Origin of the sequence: Paenibacillus sp. A14 (assembly GCF_036864815.1) — a bacterium.
Classification (GTDB): Bacteria; Bacillota; Bacilli; order Paenibacillales; family Paenibacillaceae; genus Fontibacillus; species Fontibacillus sanfengchensis.
Genome location: NZ_JBAGJD010000001.1, coordinates 402,310 through 419,027, shown reverse-complemented (window position 1 = coordinate 419,027; position 16,718 = coordinate 402,310). Strand labels below are relative to the sequence as shown.

At 54.5% G+C, this 16,718-nt stretch carries 15 protein-coding genes; all 15 read left to right on the top strand.

Going from position 1 to position 16,718, the window contains the following annotated elements; genetic code table 11:
- Positions 1 to 11 precede the first annotated feature (11 nt).
- Positions 12 to 1,172 carry an N-acetyl-alpha-D-glucosaminyl L-malate synthase BshA gene (bshA, locus tag V4U88_RS02000; RefSeq protein WP_334071554.1) on the top strand — a complete coding sequence of 387 codons (1,161 nt, stop codon included), beginning with the start codon at positions 12 to 14 and terminating at the stop codon, positions 1,170 to 1,172.
- A 58-nt stretch (positions 1,173 to 1,230) separates the two neighbouring features.
- Positions 1,231 to 2,559 (top strand): CCA tRNA nucleotidyltransferase, encoded by a 1,329-nt coding sequence (locus tag V4U88_RS01995; RefSeq protein WP_334071553.1) that lies wholly within the window; start codon positions 1,231 to 1,233, stop codon positions 2,557 to 2,559.
- On the top strand, positions 2,546 to 3,517 hold the full coding sequence (locus V4U88_RS01990) for a biotin--[acetyl-CoA-carboxylase] ligase (protein WP_334071552.1): 972 nt from the start codon (positions 2,546 to 2,548) through the stop codon (positions 3,515 to 3,517). Before V4U88_RS01995 ends, V4U88_RS01990 begins: the two co-directional genes overlap by 14 nt.
- Positions 3,518 to 3,793: 276 nt before the next feature.
- A complete protein-coding gene (gene panB, locus V4U88_RS01985) occupies positions 3,794 to 4,663 on the top strand; it encodes a 3-methyl-2-oxobutanoate hydroxymethyltransferase (RefSeq protein WP_334071551.1) in 870 nt (289 codons plus the stop codon).
- Entirely contained in the window at positions 4,660 to 5,574 is a 915-nt protein-coding gene (gene panC, locus V4U88_RS01980; protein ID WP_334071550.1) for a pantoate--beta-alanine ligase, read from the top strand. Before panB ends, panC begins: the two co-directional genes overlap by 4 nt.
- Positions 5,567 to 5,950, top strand: a complete 384-nt coding sequence (gene panD / locus V4U88_RS01975; RefSeq protein ID WP_334071549.1) for an aspartate 1-decarboxylase — start codon at positions 5,567 to 5,569, stop codon at positions 5,948 to 5,950. The genes panC and panD overlap by 8 nt, the downstream gene beginning before the upstream one ends.
- Positions 5,951 to 6,059: 109 nt before the next feature.
- Entirely contained in the window at positions 6,060 to 6,692 is a 633-nt protein-coding gene (locus tag V4U88_RS01970; RefSeq protein ID WP_334071548.1) for a tetratricopeptide repeat protein, read from the top strand.
- A gap of 180 nt (positions 6,693 to 6,872) precedes the next feature.
- Positions 6,873 to 9,731: an ATP-dependent DNA helicase DinG gene (gene dinG / locus V4U88_RS01965; protein ID WP_334071547.1), complete on the top strand. Its 2,859-nt coding sequence runs from the start codon at positions 6,873 to 6,875 to the stop codon at positions 9,729 to 9,731.
- Between the two features lie 35 nt (positions 9,732 to 9,766).
- On the top strand, positions 9,767 to 10,429 hold the full coding sequence (locus V4U88_RS01960) for a redox-sensing transcriptional repressor Rex (protein ID WP_334071546.1): 663 nt from the start codon (positions 9,767 to 9,769) through the stop codon (positions 10,427 to 10,429).
- On the top strand, positions 10,407 to 11,705 hold the full coding sequence (locus V4U88_RS01955; RefSeq protein WP_334071545.1) for an amidohydrolase: 1,299 nt from the start codon (positions 10,407 to 10,409) through the stop codon (positions 11,703 to 11,705). The genes V4U88_RS01960 and V4U88_RS01955 overlap by 23 nt, the downstream gene beginning before the upstream one ends.
- A 51-nt stretch (positions 11,706 to 11,756) precedes the next feature.
- Positions 11,757 to 12,242 (top strand): cell wall elongation regulator TseB-like domain-containing protein, encoded by a 486-nt coding sequence (locus V4U88_RS01950; protein ID WP_334071544.1) that lies wholly within the window; start codon positions 11,757 to 11,759, stop codon positions 12,240 to 12,242.
- Between the two features lie 191 nt (positions 12,243 to 12,433).
- The gene (locus V4U88_RS01945; protein WP_334071543.1) at positions 12,434 to 12,967 is read left to right on the top strand and encodes a hypothetical protein; all 534 of its coding nucleotides are present in this window, start codon (positions 12,434 to 12,436) and stop codon (positions 12,965 to 12,967) included.
- Positions 12,960 to 14,462, top strand: a complete 1,503-nt coding sequence (locus tag V4U88_RS01940) for an AAA family ATPase (RefSeq protein ID WP_334071542.1) — start codon at positions 12,960 to 12,962, stop codon at positions 14,460 to 14,462. The genes V4U88_RS01945 and V4U88_RS01940 overlap by 8 nt, the downstream gene beginning before the upstream one ends.
- A 137-nt stretch (positions 14,463 to 14,599) precedes the next feature.
- Complete coding sequence (locus tag V4U88_RS01935; protein ID WP_148451947.1) at positions 14,600 to 15,472, top strand: 3-hydroxyacyl-CoA dehydrogenase family protein; 873 nt, start codon at positions 14,600 to 14,602, stop codon at positions 15,470 to 15,472.
- Positions 15,469 to 16,674, top strand: a complete 1,206-nt coding sequence (locus tag V4U88_RS01930; RefSeq protein WP_334071541.1) for an acetate/propionate family kinase — start codon at positions 15,469 to 15,471, stop codon at positions 16,672 to 16,674. Before V4U88_RS01935 ends, V4U88_RS01930 begins: the two co-directional genes overlap by 4 nt.
- Positions 16,675 to 16,718: the final 44 nt, after the last annotated feature.

The following is a 16,718-nucleotide window of genomic DNA, read 5'->3' as shown; positions in this document are numbered from 1 at the left end:
GCCCCCGCCAGATGGATTCATTTTTGAAAATCGGAATTACCTGCTACCCTTCGTTGGGAGGTTCGGGGGTTGTTGCAACCGAGCTGGGGAAGCTGCTTGCGGAAAAAGGCCATGAGGTCCATTTCATCTCCCACAGTGTACCTTTCCGGCTTGGCAGTTTCCATAAGAACATCAAATACCACGAGGTAGACGTTAGCGATTATTATGTGTTTCGTTATCCTCCTTATGACCTGTCGCTGGCGACAAAAATGGCACAAGTGGCCAAGTCGCAAAATCTCGACGTGCTGCATGTCCATTATGCGGTTCCGCATGCGGTGTGCGCTTTTTTGGCCAAACAGATGGTCGGCGACAAATTGAAAGTCGTCACCACGCTGCACGGTACCGATATAACGGTTTTGGCCCAGGACGAATCGCTGAAGGATTTAATCCGTCTCGCCATTAACGAGAGCGATGCCGTGACGAGCGTATCCCGCGATTTGATGCGCGAAACCCGGGAAGTCCTGGATATTACCCGCGATATCGACCTGACCTACAATTTTGTGGATGAACGGGTGTATCATCCGCGGGTGTGCTGTGATTGCCGGAAGGACTTCGCCGATCCGGGGGAAAAGGTGCTGATGCATATTTCCAATTTCAGACCGGTCAAACGGGTAAGCGATGTCGTTGATGTATTCGAAATGGTCAATCGGAAGGTGCCTTCCCGGCTGCTCTTTGTCGGCGAAGGGCCGGATCTGCCGAAGATTCAATGGAAGATTAAGGAAATGGGACTGGAAGACCGCGTTCATTTCCTTGGGAAACAGGATGATATCGCCCAGGTTATCTCCATGGCGGACGTGTTGCTGCTGCCCTCGGAAAAAGAGAGCTTCGGCCTTGTAGCGCTGGAAGCGATGGCCTGCGGCGTTCCGACCGTCGGTTCGATCGCCGGCGGCATTCCGGAACTCGTGGCCCATGGGGAGACCGGGTTTTTGGCGCCGATCGGCGACACCCGCCTGATGGCGGAATACTGCGTTTCCCTATTAACGGACCCCGAGCTCTCGGGCAGGGTGCGTGAAGCCTGCTTGCAGCGGGCTAAAACGGAGTTCAGCAGCGAAATCATTACGGCGGCGTATGAAGCGATTTATTATCGGGTGTTGAACCGAGAGCTGCCCCGCTTAAAACCGGCCTGCGGATAAGCGAGGAAAACCCCGAGACGGAAATCGTGATCTCCGCCGTATGGAGGATGTGCAAAACATGAGTTTTTGGAGAATGGTCCCCCCCCTGATGCGTCATCAGGGGGAATACGTGCTTAAACGGCTGCAGGAACATGGGCATCAAGCCTACTTTGTCGGCGGATGCGTTCGCGACGAAATCATGGGCCGACCGGTGCACGACATGGATATAGCCACCTCGGCCAGACCGGAAGAGGTGCTCGCGTTGTTCGAGCGCACCGTGCCGACAGGGCTTCAGCACGGTACGGTCACCGTTTTGGCCGAGCAGGAAGCCTTTGAAGTGACAACCTTCCGCAAGGAAGCCGACTACGAGGATCATCGCCACCCGACCCGGGTGGAGTTCGTGGACGGGCTGTTGGAGGATTTGCGCCGGCGGGACTTCACGATGAATGCGATCGCCGCGGATGCGGGCGGAAATCTGACCGACCCGTTCGGCGGAAGGCGGGACATTGAGGCCGGAGTCCTCCGCTGCGTCGGAGACGCCGGCGAAAGGTTCGATGAGGATGCGCTGCGCATGATGCGGGCGATCCGGTTCGCTTCCGTCTTCGGGTTTCGCCCGGTCAAAAGCCTGTGGTCCGCCTTGAAGTCGAGCCGTTCCAAAATTTCGTTTATCGCCATCGAACGGATTCGGGCGGAATTCGAAAAGATGCTGCTTGGGCCCGACCCGCTGCGCGGGCTGGTACTGCTGCAGCGAAGCGATCTTCTCCCCTACATAAAAGCCCCGGTGCCTCCCGCCGCGCTCCGGCCGCTTGCCGGGGATAATGCTCTGGCGGCGATGAAGGCGCTCGCCGCGGTGCCGCCGGAAGAGTCCCCCGAACTTAGGTACACCTTGCTGTTGCAAGGGATTGGCGTCGGAGGTGAAGAGGCGGCCGAGCTGATGAAGCTGTGGACGTTTCCGAACGCCATTGCCCGGCGGACCGCGGATCTCATCTTGTTCGATGAGCTTTGGAAGAGCCGCAGGGAGGAAGCAGGCGGGAGCCGCCAGCTCAGGGAGCACTGGGTTGCTCTCCAGCTTCGCTTCGGCAAGCACATGGCGGCGTTATGGCTGAAGCGGGAGCGCAGACTCTTGGCCGTGCGGTTTGCCGAAGCACCGGAGAAGCTGCAGGCGGAGCTGGACCTTATGAATGAACGAGAAGCCCGGTGGCATGAGGAGATCCCGATACACACACTCAAGGAACTGGCGATCCGCGGCGAGGATGTGATCGAGGCTACCGGAAGGAAGGGCGGACCGTGGCTTGGGAGGTTGATGGACCGGCTTTTGTTTATGGTCGCCTCGAGGGAACTGCCCAATGCGCGGGAAATTTTGCTGGAGCAAGCGAAAGTTGTGGTGAATGAAGATGGAGCATCATAAATTGTTGGACATGTTCCGGCAAAACGAAGGAAAATACTTGTCCGGGGAAGAGATCAGCAAACGGCTGTCGATCAGCCGGACGGCAGTGTGGAAACAAATAAATAAGCTGCGCGAGGAAGGCTTTGAGTTTGAAGCCGTCTCCCGTAAGGGTTACCGTTTGGTCCACTCACCGGATAAGCTCGACCCGCAAAGGGTGCTGCAGGAGCTGCGGACCCGTTCTTTCGGCCGCCATCTGAAGCTGGTGGAGGTCACCACTTCTACCCAGGAGGAGGTGCGGCTTTTGGCGGAACAGGGGGCGCCTTCGGGCGCTCTCGTTGTTGCCGAGGAGCAGACGGGAGGGCGTGGCCGGCAGGGCCGTAAATGGTTCTCTCCGCCGCGCAAAGGCGTATGGATGAGCCTGCTTCTGCGGCCGGAGCGCCCGCTTTCCTTTGCTCCCCAACTGACGCTGCTTATCGCGGTGGCGGTCTGCCGGGCGATCCGGAAAACAAGCGGCGTCGATGCGGGCATTAAATGGCCAAACGACCTGCTGGTACAAGGCAAAAAAGTGTGCGGAATTCTTGTGGAATCCGTCAGCGAGGATGAACGGATCCGATATTGTATCGCGGGAATCGGTATCGACGTGAATGTGGAAGCCCGAGAATTGCCAGCCGACTTGCAGCCGGTGGCGACATCGCTGAAAATCGAAAGCGGACAAACCCAGGATCGCGCCGCCTTGATCGCGGCCGTGATGAATGAACTGGAGGAGCTTTACTTCCTTTATGAGCAGGAAGGATTTACGCCGATTCGGCATCTGTGGGAGGCGTTGTCCGTTACACTCGGAAAACGGGTGACGGTACAGACGCCCCAAGAGGAAATGTCGGGCGTGGCCGATGCTTTGGACGAGTCCGGGGCACTGGTTCTCTTGGATGAGAATGGGGAGCCATACACGCTTTTTTCCGGGGAAGTCCAACTTGCCTGATGAAAAATCTAACGCATTTTGTTATACTGTCCTCATGAGGCGATATCGAAGTTTCGAATTGCACTCATGAGGGCACAATACAGCTGTTTAAGAATTAGGGTTTCACAAATGACGTTGGATTCTGCTCTGAGCCGAAGAGGACCGAGACAGAAAGAACGAGCGCTAGTAACTCTTCTTTGGATTTCGGACCTTTTTAGTGCGTAAACTAAAAGGTTTTTTTGTCGTGCCATCCATAGTGATGATGCGTAAGGGAAACCGGAGGAGATGGGGAAAACCATGGCAGTAAAGCAAGCTCTAAACATTGTGAAGATGAAAAAAATGAAGCAGGAAGGTCAGCCGATTACGATGATCACCGCTTACGATTACCCTTCGGCCAAACTGGCTGAGGAGGCGGGGATCGATGTGCTGCTGGTCGGGGATTCGCTCGGAAACGTCGTGCTCGGCCACAATTCCACCATTCCCGTGACGACAGAGGATATCGTCTACCACACCCGGGCGGTCGCCCGCGGGGCACAGCACACGTTTATCGTGGCGGACCTGCCTTTTATGACATATCACGGCAGCATCGATGAGACGCTGCGAACGGTGCGGCGCATCATGCAGGAGGGACATGCGCACGCCGTCAAAATGGAGGGCGGGGCCGAGATCGCGGATACGGTCCGCACCATCGTGCAAGCCGGAGTGCCCGTACTGGGGCATATTGGACTGACGCCGCAGTCCGTCAATCAGATCGGCGGGTACCGCGTCCAGGGGAAGGACGAGCGGGATGCCAAACGCTTGCTGGCCGATGCCAAGGCGCTGGAGGAAGCCGGCGTATTCGGCATTGTGTTGGAGCTCGTGACGGAAGAAGTCGCCGGGGCGATCACGTCGGAAATCGGCGTTCCCACCATCGGAATCGGAGCCGGACGAAACGTGGATGGCCAGGTGCTCGTCTTCCACGATCTGCTGAAGTATGACCCCGATTACCGCGAGAAACGCTTTGTCAAAACGTACGCGGATATCAGCGCAAGGATTCGAGAAGGGATCGCCGCTTATGTAAGTGAAGTGAAGCACCGCGCTTTTCCGGCGGAGCAACATGTGTTTGCCGCGGAAGAAGGCGTGCTTGACAGTTTGTACGGTCCAGGAAAGGCGGGGATCCGGGGATGAAGGTATTTCGAAAAATCGGCGAGCTTGCCCATTTTCTGGGCGAAGAGCGTTTTAACGCGGCGGTCCGGCAAGGAAAAAAAATTAAAACCGGCTTCGTGCCGACGATGGGCTACCTGCATGAAGGGCATGCCAGCCTGCTTCGGCGGGCACGCGGGGAAAATGATCTGGTCGTGCTGAGCATCTTCGTCAATCCGATCCAGTTTGGACCGAACGAAGATTTTGAACGTTATCCCCGCAAGGAGGAACAGGATTTGGCTTTGGCTGAACGCGAGGGAGTGGACGCGGTATTTTTGCCCACGGTGGAGGAAATGTACCCTAAGCCTACCCGCACGAAAATCAAGGTGGAGGGGTTGACCGACTCGCTGTGCGGCGCCTCCCGGCCCGGCCATTTCGACGGAGTAACCACGGTGGTGGGGAAATTGCTGCATATCGTCCGGCCGGACCAAGCTTATTTCGGCCAGAAAGACGCCCAACAGGCGGCCGTTGTAGCGCAGATGGTTGAGGACTTGAATTTCCCCGTCCGCATCGTGCCGTGCCCGATTATCCGGGAGAGCGACGGTTTGGCGCTGAGCTCCCGGAACGTATACTTGAGCCCGGAAGAGCGCCAGGCGGCACTGGTCCTTTCCGGAAGCCTGCTAAAGCTTCAGACGGAAGTGGAAGCGGGGGTGGAAATAACCGCCGGGCAGGCCAGGAAGGCGGTCATCCAAGCGATTGAGGCCGAGCCGCTGGCTGTTATCGACTATGTGGAGGTTGTCCGTTTTCCGTCATTGGAGCCGCTTGACGGCGGGACCGTGCTTGGCGAGACCGCGGAGCAAGAGGGTGTCCTTGTCGCCCTGGCGGTCAAATTTGGCAAAACCCGCTTGATCGACAACGTGATTTTGATGAATAAGGGGGAGCAGTTCCATGTTTAGAACGATGATGAAGTCGAAGATTCACCGGGCCACGGTGACGGAGGCCAACCTGAATTATGTGGGCAGCATAACGATTGATGAGGATCTGATGGAATCGGCGGATCTGTTGGAGAACGAAAAGGTGCAGATCGTCAACAACAATAACGGCGCCCGTCTGGAAACCTATGTTATCCCGGGGCCGCGCGGCAGCGGGGTCATCTGCCTGAACGGCGCTGCGGCCCGGCTGGTTCAACCCGGTGATCAGGTGATCATCATTTCTTATGCGATGCTGTCCGCCGAGGAAGTGCGGAGCCATAAGCCAACCGTCGTGTTTGTCGACTCGGGCAACCGGCCCGTCGAGAAAGCGACTCAGGAACTGCATGCCACGGTGCGATAAGGCTCTTCAAGCCGCAAGCAATTAATCCCTTCGGGAATGAAATGTCCGCCTTCAACAAAAAATGAACGTAAGGCTCGCACTGACTTCATTTTGTTAGGGGTGAATGGTGATGATGTTTCAGCACATGTTTGCGGAAATGAATGAGATGTTGGATGAGGTTATTCAGTTCTATCCAATAGCCCATGGCACCCAGAAACAGGATTTGGCAAAGAAATGGCATTTGCTTCAGCAGATGAGCGATGGAATTATCGAAGAGTGGCTGAGCTTTGAAGAGAAGATGGGCTTGTTGCGCCAGAGTTCTGCAGGCCCCCAAGGCGATTTTGCCGCTAAGCTGCCCGAAATGGATTGCGATGCGTTTGTCAAAGGACAGGGGTATTACAAACTGATGATGTTTCCGCAGGCGCTTACCCACTTTAAACAGGCATTGGAACAGTTTCCGGAAAGCCCCTCGGCGCGAACGTATTTGGCAATGTGCCATCTGCATATGGAGGAAACCGATGAGGCGATTCCGCACTTTTGGCGGGTGCTGGAAGGGACGGAGAATAAACGGCTAAGGTCGATTATTTACAACGCCCTGGGCTGCATCGAGGCGCAAAGAGGCGGCCGCGCCAAGGCCAAGGAGTATTTTACCCTGGCGCACTATCATGATCCTTCGTTGGCCGAGCCGCTTTCGAACTTGGAAGCCTGCATGCGAAGCACCGGAAAGCTGAAGTACGGGAATGAACTGACCTCCCTCCTTTAAAATGAACTTATCTTGATTTAGCGTAATTTGATGTACTCGGAAGAAACGGTGTGTCCCGGGATCGCGGGAGACATCGTTTTTTTCTGGAAGGAGGCCTCCCGTCCGCTTCACGCAATTTTCAAATCGGATCACTTCTGTTATGCTGTAAAAGAGACTGGAACGAAAGGGACTTAGGAATCAATGAAATATGCCGTACTCGATTTTGAAACGACAGGAAACCAGTCCTCTGATGAAATTATTCAAGTAGGGCTTGCCATTATAGATGAAGAACAGAATATTTCCCAAGTGTATCGTTCCTTTGTCAAACCGGGAATCCCGATTCCGCCGTTTATTACGAACCTGACGGGAATTACGGAAGAGGATGTCAAGGATGCGCCGGAACTGGATGAAGTGATGGTGGACCTGGTTCCGCTCTTGAACGATGCCGTACTCGTCGGCCATAACGTAGCCTTTGATTTCAATTATTTGCAGAGCGCGCTCGATAAGACAGGGTATTTGCCCTTTACCGGGCGGATTCTCGATACGATGGATTTCTTGAAAATCTTCTTTCCTTCGCTGACAACCTATCAACTGGGGATGGTCGCTGTCGAGTTCGGCGTAGAGCATGAGCGCCCCCATCAGGCCGACAGCGACGCTTTGGCCACAGCACTGATCTTCCTGAAGTGTCTGGAGGAGCTGGAAGGGCTGCCGCTTCTGGTGGTTCAGCGTTTGGCCGACCTGTTCGCCGGCGAGGATAGCGACCTCGGCTGGTTCTTCGACGCCATGCTTCAGGAGAGAGAGCGGGAAGGAGAGCCGAGCCCGGACGGTTTTGTGTATTACCGCCAGTTTGCGCTCCAGGTTGAGGACTGGATGGATATCGAGCCGGCCAGGAATGGCCTTTCCGACAATCCGCTCAAGGACGTCTCGTTCGAGCAGTTTATGGATCAGGTGCGGGAGCGTCTCAAGACGATATTGCCGGAATACGAGGAGCGCGAAGCGCAGAATATGATGCTGTCCGAAGTCGGCAAAGCGTTTGCCGAGGACAAGCACTTGTTGATCGAAGCGGGGACCGGAACGGGAAAATCGCTCGGATATCTTTTGCCGGCCATCTATCATAGTGTCAAACAGGACGATAAGGTGATGGTCAGCACGCATACGATCAATTTGCAGGAGCAGCTTAGGGAAAGGGATGTCCCCTTGCTTACTGATGCGGTTCCGTTTCCGTTTCGGGCCGCCGTATTCAAAGGGCGGCAGCACTATTTGTGTTTGCGCAAATTTGAACATAAAATTAATAGAAGAGACTTTGCCTCACCTAAGGAAGAGGTAATCACCGCCGCCCAGATGATTGTGTGGCTGGCGCACACGGAAACGGGCGACGACGAGGAATTGAACCTCGGAAACCGCGGCGGGGACTTCTGGGAGACGGTGGCGAGCGAGTCCGATTCCTGCCTCGGCCGCTCTTGTCCTTGGTTCCGCAAGTGCTACTACCACAGAGCGAAGCATGAAGCCGGCGTAGCGGACGTGGTCATCACCAATCATTCCAAGCTGTTTACCGATATTCAGGCCGGACACCAGCTGCTGCCCGGGTACGAGCGCCTGGTGATCGATGAGGCCCATCATTTGGAGGAAGTCGCCGGGAAACACCTAGGGCTCCAAATGAAATATTTCACCGTTGTCCATACGCTCACCCGGCTGTTCAAGGACAGCAAGACAGGCCAATTTCCGAATCTGCGCGTGATGCTGGATCAGTCGGGGAGCGAAAAATCGGCCGAGTGGTGCTCCGTCATCGACGGGCTGTATCCGACACTGGTCGATGTGAAGGAAATCTGGGATCGGCTGGCGGACCAGATGTTCGGCTTAATGCCGGAACGCAGCGACGCGGCGCCCGGGGATCCGGGGCAATTTGTGCTGCGCCTGCTGCCCCAGAAGAAACCGAAGCAGTGGGAGGCCCTGTCTGCGCTGGAGAACCAGATCTATACCGCTCTGGGCGACGTGATCCGCAAAGGGGAAAGGCTGATCGGCGAGTTAAAAGACGATGAGCACGACTACGGCTATGACAGCCTGATCACCGATATCGGCGGGCTGCTGAAAGATCTCGCCACCGAGCGGGAAGCGCTTCGCTTTTTTATCAAGCTTGAAGACTTAAGCACGGTCTACTGGATCGAGAGCAATGGCAATTACCGCAGCAAATCGCTGCAAATCTTTGCGGTGCCGATCGATGTGAGCACCCAATTGAAGGAATTTTTCTTCAACAAGAAGAAAAGTGTAGTGATGACTTCGGCGACCCTCTCGGTCGACAAGTCCTTCCAGTACATGATCGATCAATTGGGGCTGACCGAAGCGGCGGAGCAGGAGCGGCTCAACACCTCTATGCTTCCGTCCCCGTTTAATTACCGGGAACAGGCCTTACTTGTCATTCCGCGGGATTTCCCGAGCGTGAAAGGCAGTGTCGGAGACGACCATTTTGTCTCTACGCTCGTTCGGTCCTTGGCCGATACGGCGATCGCCACCCACGGGAGAATGCTGGTCCTGTTCACGTCATACCGGATGCTGCGGCAGGTGTATGATCCGCTGAAGGAGCTGCTTGCCGGACAGGGGATCACCGTAATCGGGCAGGGGATGGACAGCGGAAGCCGAACGAAGCTGACCCGCCGGTTTCAAGGACAGCAAGCCTCAGTTCTGCTTGGCACGAGCAGTTTCTGGGAAGGCGTTGACATTCCCGGCGAGGCCTTGACGAGCCTGGCAATCGTTCGCCTGCCGTTCCAGCCTCCGAACCATCCGCTGGTGGAGGCGAAAAGCGAGAGGCTGCAGCAAGAGAAGAAGAACCCGTTCATGAAACTGTCCGTTCCCCAAGCCGTTATCCGCTTTAAACAGGGTTTCGGCAGACTGGTCCGGTCCTCGCAGGACCGCGGGATCGTGGTGGTTTATGATACTCGGATCTTGGAATCCTATTACGGTAAATACTTCTTGTATTCTTTGCCCGGACCGAAAATGGAGCATATGCCGTTGGAGCAGATGGTGCCTCGAATTTCGGAATGGTTAAACGCCGGGGAATCGTAAGTGTTCCTCAAATCGTGTAAGTAGGGGGAAATTTGATGAAATCGGAAAAAATTTCGGATGCAGTGGTTCGCCGCCTGCCGGTGTACCTGCGCTTTCTCAATGAACTCAGCCGCCGGGAGGTGCCTACGGTCTCTTCGCAGGAACTTGGGCAGAAGCTGGATTTGAATCCGGCGCAAATCCGTAAAGACCTGGCTTACTTCGGAGATTTCGGGCGCAAGGGAATCGGCTACGACGTAACGTATCTGATCGAGAAAATTCGCCAAATTCTGAACCTGGATCAGCAAATTAATGTAGCTTTGATCGGGGCCGGTAATCTTGGCCACGCGTTGTCCAATTATAACGCGTATGTGAAAGATAATATGAAAATTGTAGCGGTCTTTGACGCATCCCCCCACAAAATCGGGACGCAGATCAACCATATTACGATTCAGCCGATCGAGGAGCTGGTGGATACGGTGCGGAGCAGCAACATCCGCATCGGGATCATCACCGTACCCGATGTGGAAGCGCAGCGGGTTGCCGATCAATTGGTGGCTGCGGGAATCGGAGCGATTTTGAATTTTGCGCCAACCATCCTTAAGGTGCCTTCGGAAGTGCGCGTGCATGCGGCGGATTTCACAACCGATTTGATGAGTTTGGCTTATTATCTGGATGGCGGAAAGGAACATACGGAACATGACGCGAAAATGGCTGATTAAAGACGGTACCTTCGCGGTGCCGGATCAGAAAACCCCGATCATCCGGGGCTATATGCTGGTCGAAGGAGACCGGATCACATACGTCGGAACGGAGCGCCCGCAAGGCGTGGAAGGGGCCGAAACGTTTGACGGCAAGGGGCTGTTGTTTCTCCCCGGGTTGATCAATACGCATGGTCATGCGGCGATGTCGCTCTTGCGCGGCTATGGAGACGACATGGTGCTTCAGGAGTGGCTGCAGGAGAAAATGTGGCCGATGGAAGCGAAGTTTACCGGCGAGGATGTATATTGGGGAACGGCCTTGTCCGTGCTGGAGATGCTAAAGGGCGGAACGACCACCTTTTTGGATATGTACGACCATATGGAACAGGTAGCTTCCGTCGTGGATCAATCGGGAATCCGCGCCGTATTGACTCGCGGCGTAATCGGGCTCTGTCCTCCTGAGGTGCAGCAAAGCAAGCTGAACGAAGCGGTGAGCTTTGCGCGCGATTGGCACGGCAAGGCGGACGGACGAATCACCACCATGATTTCGCCGCACTCTCCATATACTTGCCCTCCGGATTACATTGAGAAAATTGTACAGGCGGCACATGAGCTGGATTTGCCGATGCACACGCACATGTCGGAGACGAGAGCCGAGGTGGAGCAAAATGTAGCCGATTACGGCGTCCGCCCGGTTCAGCACCTGCTGAATCTCGGGATGTTCAATCGGCCGACGCTGCTGGCCCACGCCGTCCATCTGACGGACGAGGAGATCGGCGTTTTGGCGGAGCACCGGGTAACGGTATCCCACAACCCGGGGAGCAACCTGAAGCTGGCCAGCGGCGTAGCCCGCGTGCCCGAGTTGCTCAGGGCGGGCGTTACCGTATCGCTGGGAACGGATGGACCCGCCAGCAACAATAACCTCGACATGTTTGAGGAGATTCGCCTGGCGGCGCTGATTCATAAAGGCGTGTCGGGAGACCCGACGGCGGTCCCGGCGGGAGAGGCGCTTCGCATGGGTACGGAATACGGGGCGAAGGCGCTGTTCCTTGAGGATACGGGCCGGCTCGCCGCCGGTATGAAGGCGGATTTTATCGCCCTGAATACGGAACAGGCGCATTTTCTGCCCCGCACGGACTATATTTCCCATATCGTATATTCGGCGGGACCGAAAGATGTGGAGCATGTTTGGGTAAACGGCAAGCAAGTGGTTAAGCATGGCGCTTGCCTGACGCTTGATGAGGAAAAAGTACGTTTTGAAGCCCAAGCTGCGTTCGAGCGCCTTCTCGGCCGATAAGACGATCTACTGTATGTTGAAACTACGCCGATCGGGGAAAGGAAGAGAAGGTTGAGGAACAGAACCAAGTGGATCCTGCTCTCCCTTCTGATGTTGGGGCTCGTCCTCATCGGGCTTCACCGCTTCTATCTTTTTGTACAGCAGGATCTACGGCAGGGGGAGAAGCAAGCGATTCAGCGGGCGATGCGAGAAACCGGACTGACCGAGGCCGATGAGGTCTGGAAATCCGTCTGGGACCAAGTGTGCTGGGTCGTTCAGGGGAAGGATGAAAGCGGCCGGGAAGTCATGGTCTGGCTGCCGGAAAAGGGGAATCCGGAAGTAAAGCCCCTTTCCGAAGGCGTATCGGAGAGTCAAATTCGCAAGATCATTAAAGACAAATTTCCGGGGATAACCCCTGTCCGGTTGATGCCGGGGATATACAACAACCAGTATGTCTGGCAGCTCTTTTACAAAGAGAAAGCCCATCATTTTTACCGGTTTTTCCGATTCAGCGATGGAGAGCCGTTGGAGGAAGTATTTACTTTACCCAACCGGTAAGATCAACTTCAGAACAAAAAGCAGCCCATTGGGCTGCTTTTTTCGTAAAAATTTAAAATAATTTCACAACTTGATTCGAAATCGTATATACGATGTGATATACTCATCTTTGTAAGTTTAATTTGCGTATTTGTCTACCATTTTCTGATATACTTATCATTATATTTTTCTACAGCAAGGAGGACCTCAACGTGAAATTGCGTGTTGGACCGATTGTGGCAAGTGTGGCCGTATCCGCACTGTTGTTGTTCGGAGGATGGTTTGCGTATAGACAATGGGCGGTTGAGAGCCCGTTTGAGCATAAAATCAATTCTATGGAAGGCGTAAAAAGTGTACAAACAGATATTACCCCAAAACAGGTGGAGTTGAAACTTGATTTGGAGCCCGGAACGAATTTGGGCAGCCTCGTTGAGCAAATTGAGCGGGAAGGCGGCAAATGGATCGGCAGCCGCGAAGTAAAAGTGGTCGTGGAAGACAAAGCCTCAGAGAAGCTGAACGAATTGTGGGACAAGGCCTTGTTCCCGATCGCTCAAGCTATGGAAAAGAAAGAGTACACCGATATCACGACTACGTTGGATGAACTGCAAAAGCAGACCGAAGGCGTTTCGGCCAAAGCGGAAATGGACGATAAGAACGTGTATATTACGTTAACCGATGAGAAGGCGAGCAAGTTTGTTATTTTACCTCGCGTACCGCAAAGTATGGGGGTGTGGCCTAATGCGTAAGTGGATGATTGAAGTTGCGGCCGGATTTGTCCCGGTTTTCCTCATCTTTCTCGCTTTTATCGGCTATAATGTGATTCCGCTGCTCGTCGGTCTCGTCATGGTGGGCGCACTGCTTACGGCCGTTAAAATGCGCGGCGGGATCGTCGCGACGGCTTCCCAGGAGCGCAAGCGGAAGAAAGTGGCGTCGCCCGGGCTTACGTTTGAAGAGATCGGCGGTCAAGACAGCGCCAAACAGGAACTCCGGGAAGCCCTCGACTTTATGGTGCGTCATGAAGAGATCAAAAAGTTCGGGATTCGCCCGCTGAAAGGGATTTTGCTGACCGGGCCTCCGGGAACAGGCAAAACGCTGATGGCGAAAGCGGCCGCCCAGTACACGAACGCCGTGTTTGTCGCGGCATCGGGCAGCGAATTTGTGGAGATGTACGTAGGCGTCGGGGCCAGCCGGATTCGCGATTTGTTCAAGGACGCCCGCACACGCGCGGCGAAGGAGAACAAAGAGAATGCTGTCATTTTTATCGATGAGATCGATGTGATCGGCGGCAAACGGGAAGGCGGCCAACAGCGCGAGTATGACCAGACGCTGAACCAGCTGCTGACTGAAATGGACGGCATCTATACGTCCGATACGCCGAGGGTCTTGCTGATCGCGGCCACGAACCGCAAAGAGATGCTGGACAGCGCACTGCTGCGCCCGGGCCGTTTTGACCGGCATATCCAGGTTGATCTGCCGGACAAGAAGGGCCGCCGTCATATTTTGGAGATTCATGCGAAGAATAAGCCGCTGGATGCGGAAGTGAATTTGGACAAGGTGGCCGAGGAATCCTACGGCTTCTCCGGCGCCCAACTGGAGAGCGTGATGAACGAAGCGGCGATTTACGCGATGCGCGATCAATTGGAGGAAATTAAACAAAGTCATCTATCGATGGCGATCGACAAGGTCATGATGGGCGAAAAAACAGACCGTCAATCGACTGAAGAAGAGAAGCGGCGCGTGGCCGTGCATGAGCTTGGCCATGCGGTTGCCGCCGAGGTCGTCGCTCCGGGGAGCGTCAACCAGGTTGCGCTTAGCCCGCGCGGCAGAGCGCTGGGATATGTGCGCCATAATCCGCGGGAGGAAAAATACCTGTACACCAAGCATTATATTGAAGGGCAGATTATCATCGCCCTGGCGGGAGCTGCCGCGGAGGAGATTTACTACGGAGGGCGCAGCACCGGTTCCAGCAACGACTTCGAACAGGCGTTGAACCTGGTGCAGACGATGATGACTTCGGGCTTGACCTCGCTGGGCATCGTGAATATGGACATGGTAACCAAAGAGGTGTTGATGCAAGAAAACTCCAAGATTCTGGACGAGCTTGCGGCCCGGTCCAAACAGATTTTGATCGACCATTCGGCCGTATTCGACCGTTCTCTGGAAATTTTGCTTAAAGAAGAGCGCCTTTCCGGCGATCAATTCCGTTGTCAATTTCGTGACAGCTTGACTTTACCGGCATGATTTATCATGCCGGTTATTTTTTTTTACTTTTTGCTCGTGCTAAGATATTATTATATGTTGGGTATAAAATGATGTATTATTCGACATCAGGGGTACAATATTATGGAGAGACCATGAAAGGATGGAGCGAGAGGACCATGAACTTCAAAAGAATAGGTGTCATTGGTGGCGGCACGATGGGCCAAGGCATCAGCGAAATGCTGGCGGCCAAAGGACTCGACGTGCTACTCGTGGAAGAGACGACGGAGAAATTAAACCATGCGTACAGCATGATCGAAACAAGCTTGGACAAACAGCTCGAGAAATGGGCGATTACCAAGGCGGAGAAGAAGCTGATCTTATCCAAAATTCATAAAGTGACGCATTTTGCCGAACTCGGTACCTGCGATATGGTGATCGAGACCATTTCGGAGGATTTGAATGCCAAGCGCGAGGTCTTCAAACAGCTCGACCAAGTATGTCCGAGCAATATTATTCTGGCCAGCAACACATCGACGCTCAGCTTGACGGAGATCGCGGGGTCGACGATGTATCCGGAGCGCGTGATCGGCATGCACTTTATTTATCCAGTAGCCAAAATCAATCTCGTGGAAATTATCCGCGGCTTGAAAACTTCGGACTCCACGTTTGAAGAAACGAAGCGGTTTGTGGAGGAAGTTGTCGATAAGCGCGGAATTATGGTATACGAATCCCCGGGCTTCGTCACTTCCCGGATCATCTGTCTGATGATCAACGAGGCGCTCCATGTGCTTGGCGAAGGCGTGGCCACCGCCGAGGATATCGATGACTCGATGCGTATCGGATACCAGTTCCAATACGGTCCGCTTGAAATGGCCGACCGCTTCGGGCTCGATTCCGTGCTTGCCGCTTTGGAGCGGATGTTCCGCGAATTCGGAGAGCTGAAATACCGCCCTTCCTTTGTACTGAAAAAAATGGTTCGCGCGGGCTCACTCGGTGTGAAGACGGGCGAAGGCTTTTTCAAATACGACAAGGATGGTGACCGGATATGAAAATTCTAGTTATTAACGCGGGAAGCTCCTCGTTGAAATACCAACTGTACGATATGACGGACGAATCCGTCATGGCCAAGGGGCTTGTGGAACGGATCGGAATGGATTCCTCCATTCTGACGCATAAACCGACGGGTAAGGAAGAAGTAACCGAGGTCAGCGATATTCTCGAGCATACGACAGCAATCCGCAAGGTGTTGGATAAATTGACCGATAAGGTGCATGGCGTATTGGAGTCGATCGATGAAATCGATGCCGTCGGCCATCGCGTCGTGCATGGCGGCGAAGCGTTCAAGAGCTCCGCGCTGATTACCGGTGAAGTGAAATCGGAGATCCGCCGCTTGTTCGACCTGGCTCCGCTGCACAATCCGGCCAGTATGATGGGGATTTCGGCCGCTGAAGCCAACCTGCCGAATGTACCGCACACGGTCGTGTTCGATACGGCTTTCCACCAAACGATGCCCGAGAAAGCCTATCTTTATGCGATTCCGAAAGTGCTTTACAAGAAACATAAAGTGCGCCGGTACGGTTTTCACGGGACGTCGCATGCTTATGTAAGCAAAGCTGCTGCCGAGTTTTTGAATCGTCCGGTTGAAGACTTGAAGATCATAACCTGCCACATCGGTAACGGCGCGAGCTTGACAGCCGTCATGGGCGGTATTTCCGTGGATACGTCTATGGGGATGACTCCGCTGGAAGGTCTGATTATGGGTACGCGCAGCGGTGACCTGGATCCGGCGGTCGTTCCTTTTGTCATGAATAAAGAAGAACTGACGATCAATGAAGTGAATTCCATGCTCAATAAACATAGCGGCTTGCTGGCGATTTCCGGCGCAAGCAGCGATATGCGCGATATCACCGACGGTATGGCGGAGGGCGAACCGAACGCGACGCTGGCTTTTGAAATGTACGAATACCGTCTGCGCAAATACATCGGTTCGTACGCGGCGGCTATGAACGGTGTCGATGTCATCATCTTCACGGCCGGCGTCGGCGAGAACTCCGCGATCGTCCGGGAGAAGGTTTGTGAGAACCTGACCTATCTCGGTGTGGAAATCGACAAGGAATTGAACCAGATTCGTTCGGGCGATCCGCGCCGGATTTCGACGCCAAACTCCAAAGTCGAAGTCCTTGTCGTTCCGACGAACGAAGAGCTCGTAATCGCCCGCGATACGTTGCGTATCGTCAATGAAATGAAGTAATCTGGGATAGAGCGTATTTTTTATATCAGGTGACGTTAGAGGAG